The sequence below is a fragment of the Vibrio sp. 10N.261.51.A3 genome, assembly GCF_041471965.1.
Taxonomy (GTDB): Bacteria; Pseudomonadota; Gammaproteobacteria; order Enterobacterales; family Vibrionaceae; genus Vibrio; species Vibrio crassostreae_C.
In genome coordinates this window covers 25,579-45,288 of record NZ_JBFRPK010000015.1, presented here as the reverse complement: position 1 = coordinate 45,288, position 19,710 = coordinate 25,579, and the positions used below count along the sequence as shown (strand labels likewise).

The 19,710-nt window shown below is 47.6% G+C and carries 6 protein-coding genes; 5 read left to right on the top strand and 1 reads right to left on the bottom strand.

The features are described 5' to 3' along the window. Window positions 1-149: 149 nt before the first annotated feature. Complete coding sequence (locus AB4371_RS04235; RefSeq protein ID WP_004736070.1) at window positions 150-557, top strand: thioesterase family protein; 408 nt, start codon at window positions 150-152, stop codon at window positions 555-557. Window positions 558-632: 75 nt separating this feature from the next. On the opposite strand, the gene AB4371_RS04230 is transcribed toward AB4371_RS04235, so the two are convergent. Then, window positions 633-1,445 (bottom strand): 4'-phosphopantetheinyl transferase superfamily protein, encoded by an 813-nt coding sequence (locus AB4371_RS04230; RefSeq protein WP_372102858.1) that lies wholly within the window; start codon window positions 1,443-1,445, stop codon window positions 633-635. Window positions 1,446-2,154: 709 nt separating this feature from the next. Between AB4371_RS04230 and AB4371_RS04225 the strand changes: the two genes are divergently transcribed. The 4 genes from AB4371_RS04225 to pfaD are packed head-to-tail and all read left to right on the top strand — an operon-like array spanning window position 2,155 to window position 19,710. Next, on the top strand, window positions 2,155-10,029 hold the full coding sequence (locus AB4371_RS04225) for a phosphopantetheine-binding protein (protein WP_372149088.1): 7,875 nt from the start codon (window positions 2,155-2,157) through the stop codon (window positions 10,027-10,029). Further along, window positions 10,029-12,077 carry a PfaB family protein gene (locus tag AB4371_RS04220; RefSeq protein WP_372102817.1) on the top strand — a complete coding sequence of 683 codons (2,049 nt, stop codon included), beginning with the start codon at window positions 10,029-10,031 and terminating at the stop codon, window positions 12,075-12,077. Before AB4371_RS04225 ends, AB4371_RS04220 begins: the two co-directional genes overlap by 1 nt. Next, the gene (locus AB4371_RS04215; protein ID WP_372149086.1) at window positions 12,074-18,034 is read left to right on the top strand and encodes a beta-ketoacyl synthase N-terminal-like domain-containing protein; all 5,961 of its coding nucleotides are present in this window, start codon (window positions 12,074-12,076) and stop codon (window positions 18,032-18,034) included. The genes AB4371_RS04220 and AB4371_RS04215 overlap by 4 nt, the downstream gene beginning before the upstream one ends. Window positions 18,035-18,072: 38 nt before the next feature. Continuing rightward, window positions 18,073-19,710 carry an eicosapentaenoate synthase subunit PfaD gene (gene pfaD, locus AB4371_RS04210; RefSeq protein ID WP_372149083.1) on the top strand — a complete coding sequence of 546 codons (1,638 nt, stop codon included), beginning with the start codon at window positions 18,073-18,075 and terminating at the stop codon, window positions 19,708-19,710.

Below are 19,710 nucleotides of genomic sequence, written 5' to 3'. Positions count from 1 at the left end.
TGGGAGTTGACCAAAGCATCAGTGATAAATGAGGTCTGACCAAAAGCCCCTTTCACGATGATGCCTTGAAGTAATTTCAACCTATCCTGTAGAGTGCTGCACAACTTAGTCAGATTTACTGATCCACTACTTACCAAGAGTTGCTACCCATGAGTCAGATCTACCATCACCCAGTACAGATTTACTACGAAGATACCGATCACTCAGGTGTGGTTTATCACCCTAACTTTCTTAAATACTTTGAGCGTGCGCGCGAGCATGTGTTGGGCAGCGATAAACTGGCAGAGTTGTGGAATGAACATGGACTGGGGTTTGCGGTGTATAAAGCCAATATGACCTTTCAAGACGGCGTTGAGTTCGCAGAGATCTGCGATATCCGAACCTCTTTTGAGCTCGATGGCAAATACAAAACCTTATGGCGACAAGAGGTATGGCGTAAAGATGCAACCAAACCTGCCGTGATTGGTGATATCGAGATGGTTTGCCTAGATAAAGACAAACAACTTCAGCCTGTACCCGCAGAAGTATTAAAAGCGATGCTTGGCGAAACGAGTTAGCCAATATTACGAATGGCTGAGAGCGAGCCGTGTTCAAGATTAGAAGCTAAAGGTTCTAGTGTAACGAACGTAAACTCAGCCAAGTAGCTTCGATTTGGGGAAGCACTTAATCTCTAATTGCATAGGAAGCGTTGCACCACCAAGCGTCACGGCAAATCGAAACTGGTTATCCAGCCTTCCTAAACTGCATTGCCAATCTGTTGAAGTATTGTCATTTTCAGCAGCATCCAACCCTACACCGTTATGGACAATGATTCCTCCATGTAACTCTGGTCGTAAACCCGACGAATGAACTGGCAGCGTTTGTTGAGTTAGATTGGAAAAATCGAACGAAAAACTTTTCAATGATGTGGCCAACCCCTTACCTGTCGCTTTGATATACGACTCCTTCAGCGCCCAAAGATCGAAAAAACGCTCTCTCTGCAGCTCTTTACTAAGTTCAAGTAAATCCGCCAATTCTTTATCTGAAAAATAGTGCTTCATGATCGAGTCGATATTGGTCGAGCTTCTTGCATGTTCGATATCGACACCCAGTTGGACTGGCTTCCCTTCTCGTTGGCAAACTGCAATCAACAAATGTTCTTTGCTATGACTGATATTGAAGTTTAACCCCGTCATGAGTTGCTGTTCGGCGACTAAACTGGGCTTTCCTTTCTCGCCATATTCAAAGCACCACGCTTCGGGCATTAAATCAGAATAGCTAGACAACACCTTTCTTAGGTAGTTGCGAACATATAGGGCTTGAACTTGAGATGAGGGCATTCGATACCGCTCGACCTTCGCTATTTCATCAGCTGTGAGTGTCTGTTTGAGGTGTGACTTACTGCCTACATCATCACGCAAATTACTCAAAGAACATAGCCACAAATCAACGATTGGATTTTCCAATTTACTCACGCTCACTTCTTCAAACCACTTATCAAAAAACCATCAAAACGAACAAATTTAAGTCACCTATGATTTGAGATAAACATAGAGAATCTGCGCAGGAAACACCCTTCATATGCGGACTTAAAACTAATTTTTCAAATAATAACAAATTAAAACACAGATCACACTTAGCCTTACAGAACAGGCATCTATTAAATGTTACTTACAAAAATCTGACATAGATCTCACCAAGTCAAAAAATAGAGCATAAACACTAAAAAATCACTCGTACCCATTAATTATCAATAAGTTAATTCCATTAAAAATACAAAAAACAAAAGTTCCGTGAAATCATCTGGTCTGAACAGATCATAGTGGCCTCTGGGAGCATTGTATCGGCCACTCACCTCGGGTAGCCTGCTCAACCATTAAACAAATTCACACGTTTTTATTGCGGATACCTGCTTTGCATAAAGCAGTACTTTGGACAGGATTTAAATGGACATTAACCTCACATTCGAATGCCCTCTTCTCGCATGAAAAACGTAATCAACCCCTGCAAGTCACTGTACTTCGCACCCCCTATTTCAGTCAGGTGGCCGACTTTCGGTAGCCTTACTCTTAAGCTGCGTTTGCCCAAATCTGTCTCAGATTTATTTTCGATTTATTTAAAAGCGCAGCCTCAAAACACGACATCGCCCTCAGTGATTTCAAGTGGAGACTCATAATGAGCCAACCCGAAAAAAATACACCGGAATCAGTCGACGACACTCGACTTAATAAACGCCTAAAAGACATGCCAATTGCTATCGTTGGTATGGCAAGCATGTTTGCGAACTCTCGCTACCTAAACAAATTCTGGGATTTGATCAGCGAAAAGATCGATGCAATTACCGAAGTGCCTAATACACACTGGCGCCCAGAAGATTACTACGATTCAGATCGTACTACGCCAGACAAGTCTTACTGTAAGCGCGGCGGTTTCATCCCAGAAGTTGACTTCAACCCAATGGAGTTCGGCCTTCCGCCAAATATCCTTGAACTGACTGATACGTCACAGCTGCTATCTCTGATCGTGGCAAAAGAAGTACTTGAAGATGCGAAACTTCCTGAAGGTTACGATCGCGATAAGATCGGTATCACACTCGGTGTTGGCGGTGGTCAGAAGATCGCTCAAAGCTTGAATGCTCGTCTCCAATACCCTGTTTTGAAAAAAGTCTTCAAGAGCAGTGGCATCAACGATGAAGACAGCGAAATGCTGATCAAAAAATTCCAAGACCAATACATCCACTGGGAAGAGAACTCATTCCCTGGTTCATTGGGTAACGTAATTTCAGGTCGTATCGCTAACCGCTTTGACCTTGGTGGCATCAACTGTGTGGTAGACGCTGCGTGTGCTGGTTCTCTAGCCGCAATGCGCATGGCACTGAGCGAGCTGGTTGAAGGCCGCAGTGAAATGATGATTACAGGTGGTGTGTGTACTGATAACTCACCAACCATGTACATGAGCTTCTCTAAAACCCCAGCATTCACTACCAATGAAACCATTCAACCTTTCGACATCGATTCAAAAGGCATGATGATTGGTGAAGGCATCGGCATGGTTGCTCTTAAGCGCCTTGAAGATGCTGAACGTGACGGCGACAGAATCTACTCAGTGATTAAAGGTGTCGGTTCTTCTTCGGATGGTAAGTTCAAGAGTATTTACGCGCCTCGCCCTGAAGGACAAGCAAAAGCACTCAAACGTGCTTATGATGATGCAGGTTTCGCACCGCACACGCTTGGACTACTAGAAGCGCACGGTACAGGTACTGCAGCAGGGGATGTTGCTGAATTTGGTGGCTTGAACTCGGTATTCAGCGAGAACAATGAAGAGAAGCAACACATTGCGTTAGGCTCTGTGAAATCTCAGATTGGTCACACCAAATCAACTGCGGGTACTGCAGGTTTAATCAAAGCTGCGTTGGCACTGCACCACAAAGTACTGCCGCCAACGATCAACGTATCGGCTCCGAATCCTAAACTGGATATCGAGAACTCTCCATTCTACCTAAACACACAAACTCGTCCTTGGATGAAACGTGTCGACGGCACACCACGCCGTGCAGGTATTAGCTCATTTGGTTTTGGTGGCACTAACTTCCACGTTGTATTGGAAGAGTACACGCCAGAGCACGCTCGCGGTGACAAATACCGCCAACGCCAAGTGCCGCAAACTCTGTTATTCAGCGCAGAATCTCGTCAAGCATTGATCAATGAATTGAAGCAGGTTTCGACTCAAGTTACCGATGCTGCGTTCAAATTAGAAGCGCTTGTTGAGCAACACGCTCTACGCGAAGTTGACGCTAAGCACGCTCGTCTTGGTTTAGTTGTCACTGACCAAGCAGACCTTCAAGCGCAACTGACTCAAGCGGTTTCTATGCTTGAGAGCCAAACCAAAACACATTGGCAAATGCCAAACGGTACTAGCTACCGTGAGTCAGCACTGATTGCTGAAAACGGCACTGGTAAAGTGGCTGCATTATTTGCTGGTCAAGGTTCACAATACCTAAACATGGGTCGCGAGCTTGCTTGTCATTACCCAGAAATGCGCCAACAGCTTGCTCAAGCGGATCAAGTATTTGGTCAGCACAAGAAAACGGCTCTGTCGCAAATTCTGTTCCCAATTCCAACCTTCACACCAGAAGCAACCAAAGCTCAAGAAGCGGTGTTAACCAACACGGCCAATGCGCAAAGTGCAATTGGTACTGTGTCTATGGGTCAGTTCGACATCATGACTCAAGCTGGCTTCAAGGCCGACATGGTCGCAGGTCATAGCTTTGGTGAACTAAGCGCACTATGTGCTTCGGGTGTTATCTCGCAAGACGATTACTACCAACTAGCTTTCGCTCGTGGCGATGCGATGGCGGCGACACCTGAACAAGGCGACAGCGGTACTATGTTTGCGGTCATTCTAGACGCAGACAAACTTCCAGCCGTTGAAAGCTGCATCAGCCAATTCGAAGGCGTGAGCATTGCCAACTACAACGCTCCGACTCAATTGGTTATTGCTGGTCCAACAGCAACCGTTCAGCAGGCAGCCCAAGCGCTAACTGAGCAAGGCTTCAAAGCAATTGCTCTGCCAGTATCTGGTGCTTTCCACACCCCGCTTGTTGCTCATGCTCAAAAGCCATTTGCAGCTGCAATTGATAAAGCTTCATTTAGCGCTCCAACGCTGCCGCTTTACTCAAACGCAACGGGCAAACTGCACAGCAAAGACGCTAAAGCGATTAAGAAAGCATTCAAACAACACATGCTGCAATCGGTTCGTTTCAGCGAGCAAATTGAAGCGATGTATGAAGCAGGCGCGCGCGTATTCGTTGAGTTCGGTCCGAAAAACATTCTTCAAAAGCTGGTTGAGAAAACACTGGCTGATAAAAACGAAGAACTTTACGCAATCAGCATCAACCCAAGCCCTAAAGGAGACAGTGACCAACAGCTTCGTTTAGCTGCGGTTCAACTGTGCGTGACAGGTGTTTCATTAGACAACATTGACCCTTACCAAGCTGACATTGCTGAACCTGCAAAGGCATCACCAATGAACATCAAGCTGAATGCAACCAACTACATCAGCCCTGCTACTCGTAAGAAAATGGATCAATCATTGGCTTCGGGCAACGTCACCGAAAAGACTGAGATTGTTGAAGTGAAAGTTGAAGTCGAGAAAATCGTGGAAAAAGAAGTGATTAAAACAGAAATCGTTGAAGTACCTGTGGCTGCTCCTCAAGCTTCAAATGTACAACAGTCAGTTGCAGCAGCGCCAAGTGCACAAGCAGCTCAGCAACCTCAAGTGGCACAACCTGCATCGGCGACTATTCAACCAACAGCTTCAGTAACGGTTGATGAGTCTTCACTGCAATCATTCTTCAATGCTCAACAACAAGCAGCAGAAGTACATCAGCAGTTCCTTGCAATTCCTCAGCAATACGGTGACACGTTCAACACCCTAATGTCTGAGCAAGCGAAAATGGCAACAGCAGGCGTAGCAATTCCTGAGAACCTACAGCGTTCTATGGAAATGTTCCACCAGCACCAAGCTGAAACGCTAAAAGCTCACGCTCATTACCTAGAGATGCAAGCACACAGCAACAACTCAGCACTTAATATGCTGACGCAAGGTTCAGTGCAAACGGCACAACCAACCTTCGTTGCGTCTGTAAATGCTCAGCCAGTAATTCAAGCTCCAGCTGCTCCAACTACTACTCCAGCAGCTATCGTTCAACAGCCTGTAGCTCAAGTACAGTCGGCTCAAGTACAGTCGGCTCCTGTACAAGCCGCACCAGTTCAAGCTCAGTCTGTTCAAGTTACGCCAGTACAGAAAGCCGTTCCTGCACCACAAGTAGCGGCTCAAGCAGCAGCACCTGTTGCAGCTCAGCCTGTGCCAGTAAAAGCACAACCAGCTCCTGTGGCTGCACCAGTAGCAGTACAATCAGCCGATGCTGAAAAAGTGATGCTAGAAGTGGTCGCTGAGAAAACGGGTTACCCAACGGAAATGCTTGATCTAGAAATGGACATGGAAGCAGACCTTGGTATCGACTCAATCAAGCGCGTAGAGATCCTTGGTACCGTTCAAGACGAAATGCCAAACCTACCTGAGCTGAACCCTGAAGATTTAGCTGAGTGTCGTACTCTTGGCGAAATCGTCGGCTACATGAACAGTAAAAGCATGAACAGCAAGATGCCAGCATCAGCGCCTGTGGCAGCACAACCAAGCGCAACTGCTCCTGTTCAAGCCGCTAACGGTCTTGATGCGAAAGTCGTTCAACAAACCATGCTAGAAGTGGTTGCTGAGAAGACAGGTTACCCAACGGAAATGCTTGATCTAGAAATGGATATGGAAGCAGACCTTGGTATCGACTCAATCAAGCGTGTTGAGATTCTTGGTACGGTTCAAGATGAACTGCCTACTCTTCCAGAGCTAAACCCTGAAGACTTAGCTGAGTGTCGCACTCTTGGCGAAATTGTTGCTTACATGAATACTAAAAGCATGAACAGTAAACTTCCGACTTCTGCACCAGTTGCAGCAAAAACGGAAGTAGTGGCGCCAGCAGCAGCTAACAATGGACTAGATGCAGCTGTTGTTCAGAAGACGATGTTAGAAGTGGTAGCAGAGAAGACGGGCTACCCGACTGAAATGCTAGATCTAGCAATGGGTATGGAAGCCGACCTTGGTATCGATTCAATCAAGCGTGTTGAGATTCTTGGTACGGTTCAAGATGAACTACCGACTCTTCCAGAACTAAACCCTGAAGACTTAGCTGAATGTCGCACTCTAGGCGAAATCGTAGCCTACATGAACAGCAAGCTTCCAGCTTCTGCTCCAGTAGCAGCTCAAGCATCTGTGCCAGCAGTATCAAACGGTTTAAACGCAGAACAAGTTCAAAGCACAATGTTGAGCGTAGTAGCGGATAAAACGGGCTACCCAACAGAAATGCTCGACCTAGCAATGGACATGGAAGCTGACCTTGGCATCGACTCAATCAAACGTGTTGAGATCCTTGGTACGGTTCAAGACCAACTACCAACCTTGCCAGAGCTAAACCCTGAAGACCTAGCTGAGTGTCGTACTCTGGGTGAAATTGTAGACTACATGAACAGCAAGCTAGCTCCGAATTCGGAAGCAGCGACAGTAGCTCCTGCTCCAGAAGCCGCTGTAGAAAGCACGAGCAACGACCTAAACCCTGCTCACGTTCAATCAACTATGATGGAAGTGGTTGCCGACAAAACAGGCTACCCAGCAGAAATGCTCGACCTAGCGATGGACATGGAAGCTGACCTTGGTATCGATTCGATTAAACGCGTTGAGATCTTGGGTACGGTTCAAGACCAGCTACCAACGCTGCCAGAGCTAAACCCTGAAGACTTAGCTGAGTGTCGTACTCTTGGTGAAATCGTTACCTACATGCAAAGCAAGCTATCCGTTGCTGCACCTGTAGCGACTGCTAAAGCTGAATCAGTAACGCCTATCGCAGAAACAGCGACAGCGGAACTTCCTCCACACAATGAGGTAGCGCTAAAAAAGCTACCAGCGGCAGATAAACTCGTCGATTGTTTCTCAAAAGACGCTTGTGTCGTGATCACAGATGATGGTCACAACGCCGGTGTTCTAGCAGAAAAGTTGACCGCTAACGGCATTCAAGTTGCTGTAGTGCGTAGTGCTCTTTCTGCCGCGTCACCTTTAAACAGTGAAATCGCAAGCTACACACTCAACAGCGTCGATGATGCTGGTGTGACTGCAGTTATTAACGACATCGAAGCAGACCTTAAAACGTCGAACAAAGTGATTGCTGGCTTCATTCACCTACAAGCTATCGTTGATGCTAAACAAAGCAACGAGCAAGCGGTTAACTTGAATGCAGACTCAAGAGCTTCACTGACGACAGCGTTCTTATTCGCCAAGCACCTAAATGGCCAACTGAATGCCGTTTCTGGTCGTAGCGTGTTCTTCACACTAAGCCGTATCGATGGTGGCTTTGGTTACCTAGATACTAAGCAATTAGCGAATGCAGAACTTAACCAAGCGGCTCTATCTGGTCTAACTAAGACACTTAGCCATGAATGGTCAAACGTATTCTGCCGTGCATTGGATGCTGACGCTTCTATTGATGCTCGTCACCTAGCTGAAGCTATCACAGGTGAACTGTTCGATATCGATACCAACACGGTTGAAATCGGCCTTAGCCATACGGAAAACGGTGAATCTGGTCGTGCAACACTGATTGCGACAACACCAGGCGCTGCACAAACTAAAAACACAGGCGCTCAACTCACCAAGAGCGACAAAGTTCTCGTAACTGGTGGCGCTAAAGGCGTGACGTTTGAATGTGCACTGACGCTTGCTAAGCAATGTAAATCTCATTTCGTTCTTGCAGGTCGTAGTAAGCATATTACTTCAGTTGAGCTACCTCAGTGGGCACAAGGTAAGCAAGAGAAAGAGCTAAAACCAGCGGCTATCGCTCACCTACAAGCAACAGGTGACAAACCAACGCCGAAGAAAGTAGATGCCTTGCTAAAACCTGTATTGAGCAGCCTTGAAATCAACGCAGCACTTGCCGCTTTCAATGAGATCGGCGCGAGCGCTGAATACCTAAGCCTAGATGTATCGAACCATGAGTCAGTAGCAAAAACACTGGCAAACTTCGAAGGCATCACAGGTCTTATCCACGGTGCAGGTGTACTGGCTGACAAGCATATTCAAGACAAAACGCTTGATGAACTGAACATGGTTTACGGCACCAAAGTGGGCGGACTAGAAGCGGTTCTTGGTGGTCTTGATAGCAGCAAGCTAAAACTGATTGCGATGTTCTCTTCGGCGGCGGGTTTCTACGGAAACACAGGCCAAAGCGATTACTCAATGTCCAACGAGATCCTGAACAAAGCGGCTCTACAGCTGTCTGCTCGTAACCCTCAAGCGAAAGTGATGAGCTTCAACTGGGGACCGTGGGACGGTGGCATGGTCAACGCAGCACTGAAACGTATGTTTACAGAGCGCGGTGTGTACGTAATTCCTCTTCAGGCGGGTGCAGAGCTATTTAGTTCTCAACTACTGAACGAAACTGGCATTCAACTGCTGGTTGGTACGAGCATGCAAGGTTCTGACAACAAGGAAGCTGCTGTAAAAAAGCTTAATGCGGAGTCTGTGCACCTTGCAGAGAGTCCGCTGAATACAAGCATTACTGTGACACGTCATCTTGATCCAAAGGCATTGCCTTTCATTCAAGATCACTGCATTGCCGGTAACCCAGTGTTACCGACAGTGTGTGCCATCCAATGGATGCGTGAAGTCGCAGAGCAACTGTTAGGGGTGAACGTTAGCGTTCACAACTACAAACTGCTGAAAGGTGTGATTTTTGATACTGATGAAGTGAAAGAGCTGAAACTGGTTCTTTCCTCTGATGCTAAATCAAAAGATCAGCTAAAAGCAGTAATCAGCTGCCAAGGACGACCACAGTATCAAGCTCAGTTGCAAGTTGCCTCTGTGCAAATGTCTGAAGATGTTCAACAAGCGTCAACAAAACGCTTTGAAGCCAGCACTTCAGCACCTGTAACAACGGCACAAGCTCTATACAGTGACGGCACTCTGTTTCATGGACCAAGATTGCAAGGTATTACCTCAGTTGAGCGCTTTGACGACTTAGGCTTATTGGCTCAGTGCCAGTTGCCTCAGATTGAAAACAGCGACTGCGGATCATTTATTCCTAAGCAAGGCTTTGGCGATAGCCAACCATTTGCTGAAGATTATCTGTTGCAAGCCATGTTGGTATGGGCTCGATTGAAATACGGCGCGGCAAGCCTACCGTCTGCAATCGGTGAGTTTGTGTGTTACGCACCGATGCACAATGGTGACCAAGGTTGGCTAGAACTGAGCGTGATAAAAAGCACGACTCGTTCACTGCAAGCTGATATCTCGCTTTACCACCAAGATGGTCGTTTAAGCGCAGTAATGAAAGGTGCCAAAGTCACCATCAGTAAGAGCTTAAATGACGCATTTTTGCCAAAATCTAGCTCAGCAGTGCCGAAGAAAGAAGCGACTAAGAACCCAGAAAAGGAGCAATTGTCATAGTGACTGTTCCTACTAATAAAGCGATGCCATTGCGCATCGCTCTTTTAGCTCAGCCAGCAAACGCGGCTGAGCTTTCTGCCGACTTATTTCCCTCGTTCCCAGAGATGATAACTGTTGTGGTTGATGGCAATTTTAATCAAGCACTTGCTCACGCCATCGAGACAGTCAATCAAGGTAATGTCGTTAAGCTCTGTTTGGATCATCACTCACCATCATTGTTGATGTTAAGTGCGCTGAATGCTGCTCAGAATAAGATTCACCCACACGCGAATTTGGCGAGCTTTGTAGATACAGCTACCGGAAATAGCATTCAGCTAGCTCTGGATATTGCACGCCGCCCCGCTTCAGATTTAAGTCATCAACAGCAACACTCTGACTTATCGGCTTCGCAGCAGTTTGATGAATTGTTGAATATAGTTAATGCGATATCGAGCCGTTCATTACCGAGCCATTCATTACCTAACCATTACTGGTTCACTGAGCCAAACAAAGCACGTGTTGCTGCGTTAACTTTCAGTGACGATAGCCCAAAAGCCACCAGCCTGATATTGACTCAAGCGACCGGTTTGCATGAGCCAAAGCCCTTGCTATCCAGCGAGCGTTTGATGTTTGTAGTTTCTGGCAATGACCAAGCCGAACTGGTTTCTCAGTTAACCTCGTTAAGAGAAGAGCTTAAATGCGTTAACGAATCGGCAGACCATGAACTTGCTATCGCCAGCGTGATGCATTCAAACCTAAGCCACTTTCAAAGCGTTCAACACCATGCTGGCCGTGGTGCGAACATCGTGATTCAAGCCGCTTCAATTGAGGCTGCACTACAAGAGATCACCGCGATAGAAAATGCGTTGCCAAAAGTAGTGGGTGACAATAGCCACTACAAAACGCCAGCAGGCAGTTGTTTCTCACCGATGTCTCAAAGCAAAGGTGGCGTTGCATTTGTTTACCCTGGTGTTGGCACGGTTTATCCCGGCATGTTGCGCGAATTTCACCACCATTTCCCACAGTTATTTGCTCGCTTAGAACGCGAAGGTAACTTGAAAGAGATGCTGCAGGCTGACAAAACCTACGCAGAAAACTCGCAAGAAATGTCGCTCAGTGAATTGGCAATTGCAGGTGTCGGCAGTAGTTATTTACTAACGCAGCTCTTGTGTGATGAATTCAAAGTGCAGCCAGATTTCGCTTTGGGTTACTCCAAGGGTGAAGCCTCCATGTGGGCCAGCTTAAATGTTTGGAAAAATCCGCATGCGCTGATTGAGATGACTCAAACCAGTCCTATCTTCACCACGGCTATTTCTGGCGAACTCACCGCAGTACGTCAAGATTGGCAGCTGAACGGCGACGAAAGCATCCAATGGAATAGCTTTGTGGTTCGCAGTGATGCGCAAGCGATTGAGGCTCTGTTACCAGAGTTTCCACGTGCTTACCTTGCCATTATCCAAGGTGACACTTGCGTACTGGCAGGCTGTGAAAGCACCTGTCGTGCTCTGCTCAAGAAACTGGGTAAACGTGGCATTGCCGCGAATCGTGTTACCGCAATGCACACCACACCGGCATTGAGCCAACATAGCCAAGTGCGTGAGTTTTACACACAACCACTGTTCGACGAATTGCCAAAGCATATCCGCTTTATCAGCGCAGCAGGTCTACCGACTGGCGAACCAATCAATATAGACAGCGACAGCATCGCCCTTTCGATTGCCGACACTTTCTGTTCGACGCTGGATTTCACCGCGTTGATCCAGAGTGCGCGTCAACAAGGTGCTCGCCTGTTTGTTGAAGTGGGTGCCGATCGTCAAACCAGCACATTGATCGACAAGATCAATCGTAGCGACAACGTAGCAGACCAGTACTGCTCAATCGCTTCCAATGCCAAAGGCGGTGATGATGTTGTCACGCTCATCAAATGCATTGGTCAGCTCATTACTCATCAAATTCCACTGTCTGTCGAGCCACTTATTCAAGGGCTAGAACAACAGATCACCACCGCTAAGCAATTAAGTGGTGTGTCTCAATGCAGCGCAGTGAATCATCAAGGAGAGCTAGTATGAGTTCTCAATCGAAGCCATCTCAATATCAAGCTCAAGCTCAAACTCAAACTCAAACTAAGAATAAGCAGCAAGTAAAGTGCAATAAGATCGCGATTGTCGGTATTGCTAACCAATACCCAGAAGCGGATACGCCAAAAGACTTTTGGCAAAACTTGCTAGATAAAAAAGATTCTCGAACCACATTAAGCGCTGAAAAGTTAGGTGCTAAACCTGAAAGCTATCAGGGCGTGCAAGGTGAGTCAGACCGCTTTTACTGCGATAAAGGCGGCTACATCGAAAACTTCAATTTCGATAGCAATGGCTACCGCTTAACAGCAGAATCATTCAACGGTGTTGACCAGAGTTTCCTATGGGCTTTGGATACCAGCCGCAAGGCGTTAGTCGACGTTGGTATTGATCTGAATGCCAATATTTTAGAGCGCACAGGCGTGATTATGGGTGCCCTTTCGTTCCCAACAACACGCTCAAACGACTTGTTTCTGCCGATGTATCACTCAGTGGTCGAGAAAGCACTTAAAGATAAATTGGCTAATGACCAGTTTTCACTGCTGCCAACCAATGAAACCGCGCAAGACCTCAACCCTATCAATGGTGCTGCAGCACATAACGCCTCTAAGTTAGTGGCTGATGCGCTAGGTTTAGGCAACGTGCAACTTAGCCTAGATGCGGCATGCGCAAGCTCAGTGTATTCATTGAAGTTAGCGTGTGATTACTTGAACACGGGCAAAGCCGACATGATGTTGGCAGGTGCGGTATCCGGTGCTGACCCATTCTTTATCAACATGGGTTTCTCCATCTTCCACGCTTACCCAGACCACGGTGTGTCGGTTCCGTTTGATAGCAACAGTAAAGGTCTATTTGCTGGCGAAGGTGCGGGGGTTTTAGTCCTAAAACGCTTAGCCGATGCAGAGCGTGATGGCGATAACATTTACGCAGTCGTCAGCGGTATTGGCTTGTCGAACGATGGCCGTGGCCAGTTCGTATTAAGCCCAAATAGCAAAGGACAAGTACAAGCCTTTGAACGCGCTTACGAAGCTTCTAACCTAACACCAGACAGCATCGAAGTAATTGAGTGTCACGCAACCGGCACACCGTTAGGTGACAAGGTTGAGCTAACCTCAATGGAACGTTTCTTTGCTGACAAACTGAATGGTTCTAACCCGCCATTGATTGGCTCTGCGAAGTCCAACCTCGGTCACTTACTGACTGCGGCGGGTATGCCGGGGATCATGAAGATGATTTTTGCGATGAAAGAAGGTGTTCTTCCGCCAAGTATTAATTTGGACAAGCCACTATCGTCGCCTGAAGGTTTATTTGGCCCACAGACTCTGCCAACGCAGGTTCAACCTTGGCCAAGTAAAGCGGGTAACTCAGAGCGCTGCGCGGGTGTTTCTGTATTTGGTTTCGGTGGTTGTAACGCTCACTTACTGCTTGAAGCGTATTCAGACACGAGTCATGTAAACCAGATTCCAGAATCAGTATCTCCAAGCCTACAACCGTCTAATTTAAGCATTACTGGTCTCGCGTCTCACTTCGGCTCTCTGCAAAGCATCAATGCGCTAAGCACTGCGATTGAAACCAACAACGATGCTTTCATTGCTTTGCCTAAGAAACGCTGGAAAGGCTTAGACCAACATCCAGAACTACTGAATCAGTTTGGTTTACACGGCATTCCAAACGGAGCCTATATCGATCAGTTCGATCTCGACTTCCTGCGCTTTAAAGTGCCGCCTAATGAAGATGACCGTTTGATCTCTCAGCAATTGCTACTGATGAAAGTTGCAGACGAAGCCATCAAAGATGCCAAGCTTATTGCAGGCCAAAAGGTTGCGGTTTTAGTTGCGATGGAAACAGAGCTTGAGATGCACCAATTCCGTGGACGCGTAAACCTGCATAGCCAATTGGCTGACAGCTTTGCCAACATGGGTATCGAACTAACTCAAGACGAATACCAAGCGCTAGAAACCATCGCGATGGACAGTGTGATGGACGCAGCCAAGCTGAACCAATACACCAGTTTCATCGGCAACATCATGGCTTCGCGCATCTCTTCGTTGTGGGACTTTAACGGCCCTGCCTTTACGATTTCAGCCGCTGAACAGTCGGTTGCTCGTTGTATCGATGTCGCGCAAAACCTAATGTCGCAAGAATCGATGGATGCAGTCGTAATTGCAGCCGTCGACCTAAGCGGCAGTGCGGAACATGTGATTCTGAAGAACAGCGTGAGCCCAGTGTCGCTTGATCCAAAATTCGGACAACCGCAAGACGGCAGTTGGAATGTGGGCGAAGGCGCAGGTGCAATTGTTCTTGTGGAAGAAGGTCGAGTAGCGAGCAACCAAGATACGGCTTACGGCAGCATCAACGCATTGGCCTTTGGCTCAAGCGAGCGTAACAACGCCGTTGCTGATGAGTTACTGACTCAAGTCGGTATGAGCTCAAACGATGTTTCTCTGCTTGAGCTTAACCATGCACCTGAGTCTTTGTCACACGAGCTTGTATCTCTCAACTTAGAAGTTACCAAGACCACTCAAGCGAGCCAACGTGTTGGTCACTGCTCTGCAGCTTCTGGCATGGCAAGCCTGCTACACGGTCTCCTCAACCTGAACCTTGAGTCTCTGAATCCAAATATCAGCTCTAAGAGCGCGATTGTTGCCAACATCAGCGAAGGACAATGTTCACAGCTGCTACTAAGCCAGTCGAGTGTTGAATCTCAGTCACTTTCCGTTCGTTTAAGCAATGAACTGGCGAGCGATGCTAAACGTCAATTGGTTAAGCAAGTGACTCTTGGTGGTCGCGATATCTATCAACATATTGCCCAAACCCCAGTGACTAACTTGGCAACGATTCAGCAGAAAGCTTCTGGCAAACAAGCAGCAAAAGTGGCGTCGATTCCAACGACAGCAAACATCAAAGCAGCCCTTGCGCAAAAAGAGTTAGAGAAGAAGGCATTAGCGCAGAACGCGGTAGAGCCAGTCATCGAAACTCCTACATCAGTATCCCCTACTCTGGCGCCAACTCGCCACAGTCAGCTAACAGGTAACCACAGCAATATGACTCATGTCCTATCCGCTAAAAATGGCGTATCAAATATCGACGCTAATACGGATGCAGCATCACAGCCGTCTGTAACACCACACAACCAAGCTTTTGCTCAAAATCAGCAAGCAGCTCAACAGGTACACAAAGCATTCCTGCACACTCGAGCCCAAGGCATGCAGATGGCTGATGCGCTATTAAAAGCACAGTTAAACGCAATTACGTCTGGTTTAGATAGCTCAGCCGAAACATCAACTCAGCCTGTGCAAGCTCAACCAGCTCAGGTTCAGTCAGCGCCAGTAAACGCACTTGCGACACCAGCACCAGTAAAACCTATCCGTAAACCATGTATCTGGGATTACGATGATCTGGTTGAATACGCTGAAGGCGACATCGCCAATGTATTTGGCCCTGACTACGCGATCATCGATAGCTACTCGCGCCGCGTTCGCCTACCAACCACAGACTACCTATTGGTATCTCGTGTAACCAAGCTCAACGCGACAGTGAACGAGTACAAGCCAAGCACCATGACCACAGAGTACGACATCCCAGTTGATGCGCCGTATCTTGTCGATGATCAGATCCCTTGGGCTGTAGCGGTAGAATCCGGTCAGTGTGACCTAATGCTGATCAGCTACCTAGGTATCGATTTTGAAAACAAAGGCGAGCGTGTTTATCGCTTACTTGACTGTACGCTGACCTTCCTTGGCGACTTGCCTCGTGGTGGCGATACGCTGCGTTACGACATCTCAATCAACAGCTTTGCTCGCAATGGCGACACGCTACTGTTCTTCTTCTCGTACGAATGTTTCGTTGGCGACAAGATGATCCTGAAAATGGATAACGGTTGTGCAGGCTTCTTCACTGACGAAGAGCTAGCAGACGGCAAAGGTGTGATTCACACTGAAGATGAAATCAAGGCTCGTAAGCTTGCGACTAAGCAACGTTTCGACCCTATGTTACATTGCCCTAAAACGCAGTTTAACCACCAAGAACTGCGCCACCTACTGACTGCCAACATCGCAGAGTGTTTTGGCCCGACTCACCAATCTGATCGCCACCAGCCTTCTTTGTGCTTCAGCGCAGAGAAGTTCATGATGATCGAAAAGGTTAGCCGTGTTGAACCGCAAGGTGGCACATGGGGACTTGGTCTGATTGAAGGTCACAAACAGCTAGAGCCTGAGCACTGGTACTTCCCTTGTCACTTCAAAGATGACTCAGTAATGGCTGGCTCTTTGATGGCAGAAGGTTGTGGTCAACTGCTGCAATTCTTCATGATGCACCTTGGCATGCACACGCTTGTTCAAAATGGTCGTTTCCAACCGCTTGAAAATGCCCCTCAACAAGTACGCTGTCGTGGTCAAGTTCTACCACAATCGGCAGAACTGACGTACCGCATGGAAGTGACTGAGATTGGTCTAAGCCCTCGCCCATACGCGAAAGCTAACATCGATATTTTGCTGAACGGCAAAGTGATTGTTGATTTCCAAAACTTAGGTGTGATGATCAAAGAAGACGACGAATGTACTCGTTACCTGCCTTCTTTAGAAACAGCTGTCGCGACCCCTGTTATCGAAAGCTTGGACCATAAAAGCTTGGGCCATACGCCAGCGGTGAACCAACAAGCTTCAGCAAATGCGCCATTGATGGCTCAAATTGAAGACCTAGAAACTGCACCAAACAAAGGTGTCGTTCCTCTTCAACACGTTGAAGCGCCGGTGACTCCTGATTACCCGAACCGCACACCCGATACGGTTCCATTCACGCCTTATCACATGTTCGAATTCGCGACTGGCGATATCGAGAAATGTTTCGGTCCTGATTTCTCTATCTACCGTGGCATGATTCCACCACGTACTCCGTGTGGCGACCTACAGCTAACCACTCGTGTTGTTGAGATCGACGGTAAGCGTGGCGACTTCAAGAAGCCTTCATCGTGTATCGCTGAATACGAAGTGCCAGAAAATGCATGGTACTTTGATGAAAACAGCCACCACTCCTTAATGCCTTACTCGGTGTTGATGGAGATTTCACTGCAGCCAAACGGCTTCATCTCAGGCTACATGGGCACCACACTGGGCTTCCCAGGTGAAGAACTGTTTTTCCGTAACCTAGACGGCAGCGGAAAAATGTTGCGTAACGTCGACTTACGCGGCAAAACGATCACCAACGATTCTCGTCTGCTTTCAACGGTAATGATGGGCACCAACATCGTACAGAGCTTCAGCTTCGAACTGAGCACTGACGGCGTACCTTTCTACCAAGGTACAGCGGTATTTGGTTACTTCAAAGGCGCAGCCCTGAAAGATCAGCTGGGTTTGGACAACGGTAAAGTAACTCACCCTTGGCACGTTGATAACAACCGCACGCCGGATGTAAACATCAACCTACTAGACAAAACGACGCGTTACTTCAATGCACCTGTTTCTGCTACTGGTGAAGTACAAGAGCACTACCAACTGGCTGGCGGTCGCTTGAACTTTATCGATACGGTGCAGATCACCAGCGATGGTGGTAAAGACGGTCTGGGTTACCTATACGCTGAGCGTACGATTGACCCAAGCGATTGGTTCTTCCAGTTCCACTTCCATCAAGATCCGGTAATGCCAGGTTCTCTTGGTGTCGAAGCAATCATCGAACTAATGCAAACCTATGCGCTAAACAAAGATCTTGGCGCTGGCTTCCGCAATCCTAAGTTTGGTCAAATCCAATCGGAAGTGAAATGGAAATATCGTGGTCAGATTAACCCTCTGAACAAACAGATGTCTCTGGATGTACACATCACTGCGATTAAAGACGAAGACGGCAAATGTATCATCGTTGGCGACGCAAACCTGAGCAAAGATGGTTTGCGTATTTACGAAGTGAAAGACATCGCAATTTGTATCGAAGAAGCTCCTGCTATCGATAAAGCATAAGCCGCCATTAGAGACAGAGAATTAGGAAAGAATTTAGTATGACAACTCAAACTACAATCAATAATGAAAAGCTATCTCCGTGGCCTTGGCAGATCGAAGAGAACACAACGCGTTTCGATAACGCTGCAATGTCGACAATCTTGAAAGATTTAAGCCTTGCTTGTTACGTAGTGAACCACCCAGAAAAAGGCCTAGGAGTAAGCCAACAAGCTGAGATTGCATCAGGCGATTCAGCAAGCTCTGCGAACAGCCAACCTGTTAGCGCATTTGCTCCGGCTCTTGGTACACAAAGCCTAGGCGACGAAGATTTTCGTCGCTGCCACGGCGTGAAATACGCTTACTACGCTGGCGCAATGGCAAATGGCATTTCATCTGAAGAGTTGGTGATTGCGCTTGGCCAAGCTGGCATTCTTTGTTCATTTGGCGCGGCGGGTTTAATCCCGTCTCGTGTTGAGCAAGCGATTAACCGCATTCAAGCAGCACTGCCAAACGGTCCTTACGCGTTTAACCTGATTCACAGCCCAAGCGAACCCGCACTAGAGCGCGGCAGTGTTGAGCTGTTTTTGAAGCATAAAGTAAAAACGGTTGAGGCTTCTGCTTTCTTAGGTCTAACACCGCAAATCGTTCACTACCGTGCAGCGGGCCTTAGCCGCGATGCACAAGGTGAGATTCAGATTGGCAACAAGGTTATTGCTAAAGTAAGCCGTACTGAAGTCGCAAGTAAATTCATGCAACCTGCTCCTGTGAAAATGCTGCAAGCTTTAGTGGATGAAGGCCGAATCACAGCAGAACAGATGGAGCTAGCACAGCTTGTTCCTATGGCGGACGACATCACTGCAGAAGCCGATTCTGGTGGTCACACCGATAACCGTCCGCTGGTTACCTTACTACCAACGATTCTTGCCCTGAAAGAGCAAATCCAAGCTCAGTACCAATTTAAAACACCGCTACGTGTCGGTTGTGGTGGTGGCGTAGGTACGCCTGACGCGGCTCTAGCAACGTTTAACATGGGCGCGGCATACATTGTTACCGGTTCTATCAACCAAGCGTGTGTTGAGGCTGGCGCGAGCGAGCACACTCGTAAGCTACTTTCGACAACCGAAATGGCTGACGTGACTATGGCTCCGGCAGCAGACATGTTCGAAATGGGCGTAAAACTGCAAGTGGTTAAGCGCGGTACTTTATTCCCAATGCGTGCGAACAAGCTGTACGAGATCTACACACGTTACGACTCGATTAAAGCGATTCCAGCTGAAGAGCGTCAAAAGCTAGAGAAGCAAGTATTCCGTTCAACACTGGATGACATTTGGGCTGGCACTGTGGCGCACTTTAACGAGCGCGACCCTAAACAGATCGAACGTGCTGAAGGCAATCCAAAACGTAAAATGGCGTTGATCTTCCGTTGGTACTTGGGTCTTTCTAGCCGTTGGTCAAACACGGGCGAACAAGGTCGTGAGATGGATTATCAAGTATGGGCTGGTCCTGCACTTGGCGCATTCAACGCATGGGCGAAAGACAGCTACCTAGACGATTACCAACAGCGTAATGCGGTCGACCTTGCTAAGCATTTGATGCACGGTGCTGCGTACTTGGCTCGTGTTAACTTGCTGACCTCACAAGGTATCAAGCTTGATCCAGAGCTAGCACGTTGGAAGCCAACGCAAAGAATGGCGTAA

What these genes read in the sequence shown, in the direction of transcription:
- AB4371_RS04235 (WP_004736070.1), top strand. Translation starts at nt 150, where the DNA reads ATGAGTCAGATCTACCATCACCCAGTACAGATTTACTACGAAGATACC.
- AB4371_RS04215 (WP_372149086.1), top strand. Translation starts at nt 12,074, where the DNA reads ATGAGTTCTCAATCGAAGCCATCTCAATATCAAGCTCAAGCTCAAACT.
- pfaD (WP_372149083.1), top strand. Translation starts at nt 18,073, where the DNA reads ATGACAACTCAAACTACAATCAATAATGAAAAGCTATCTCCGTGGCCT.
- AB4371_RS04225 (WP_372149088.1), top strand. Translation starts at nt 2,155, where the DNA reads ATGAGCCAACCCGAAAAAAATACACCGGAATCAGTCGACGACACTCGA.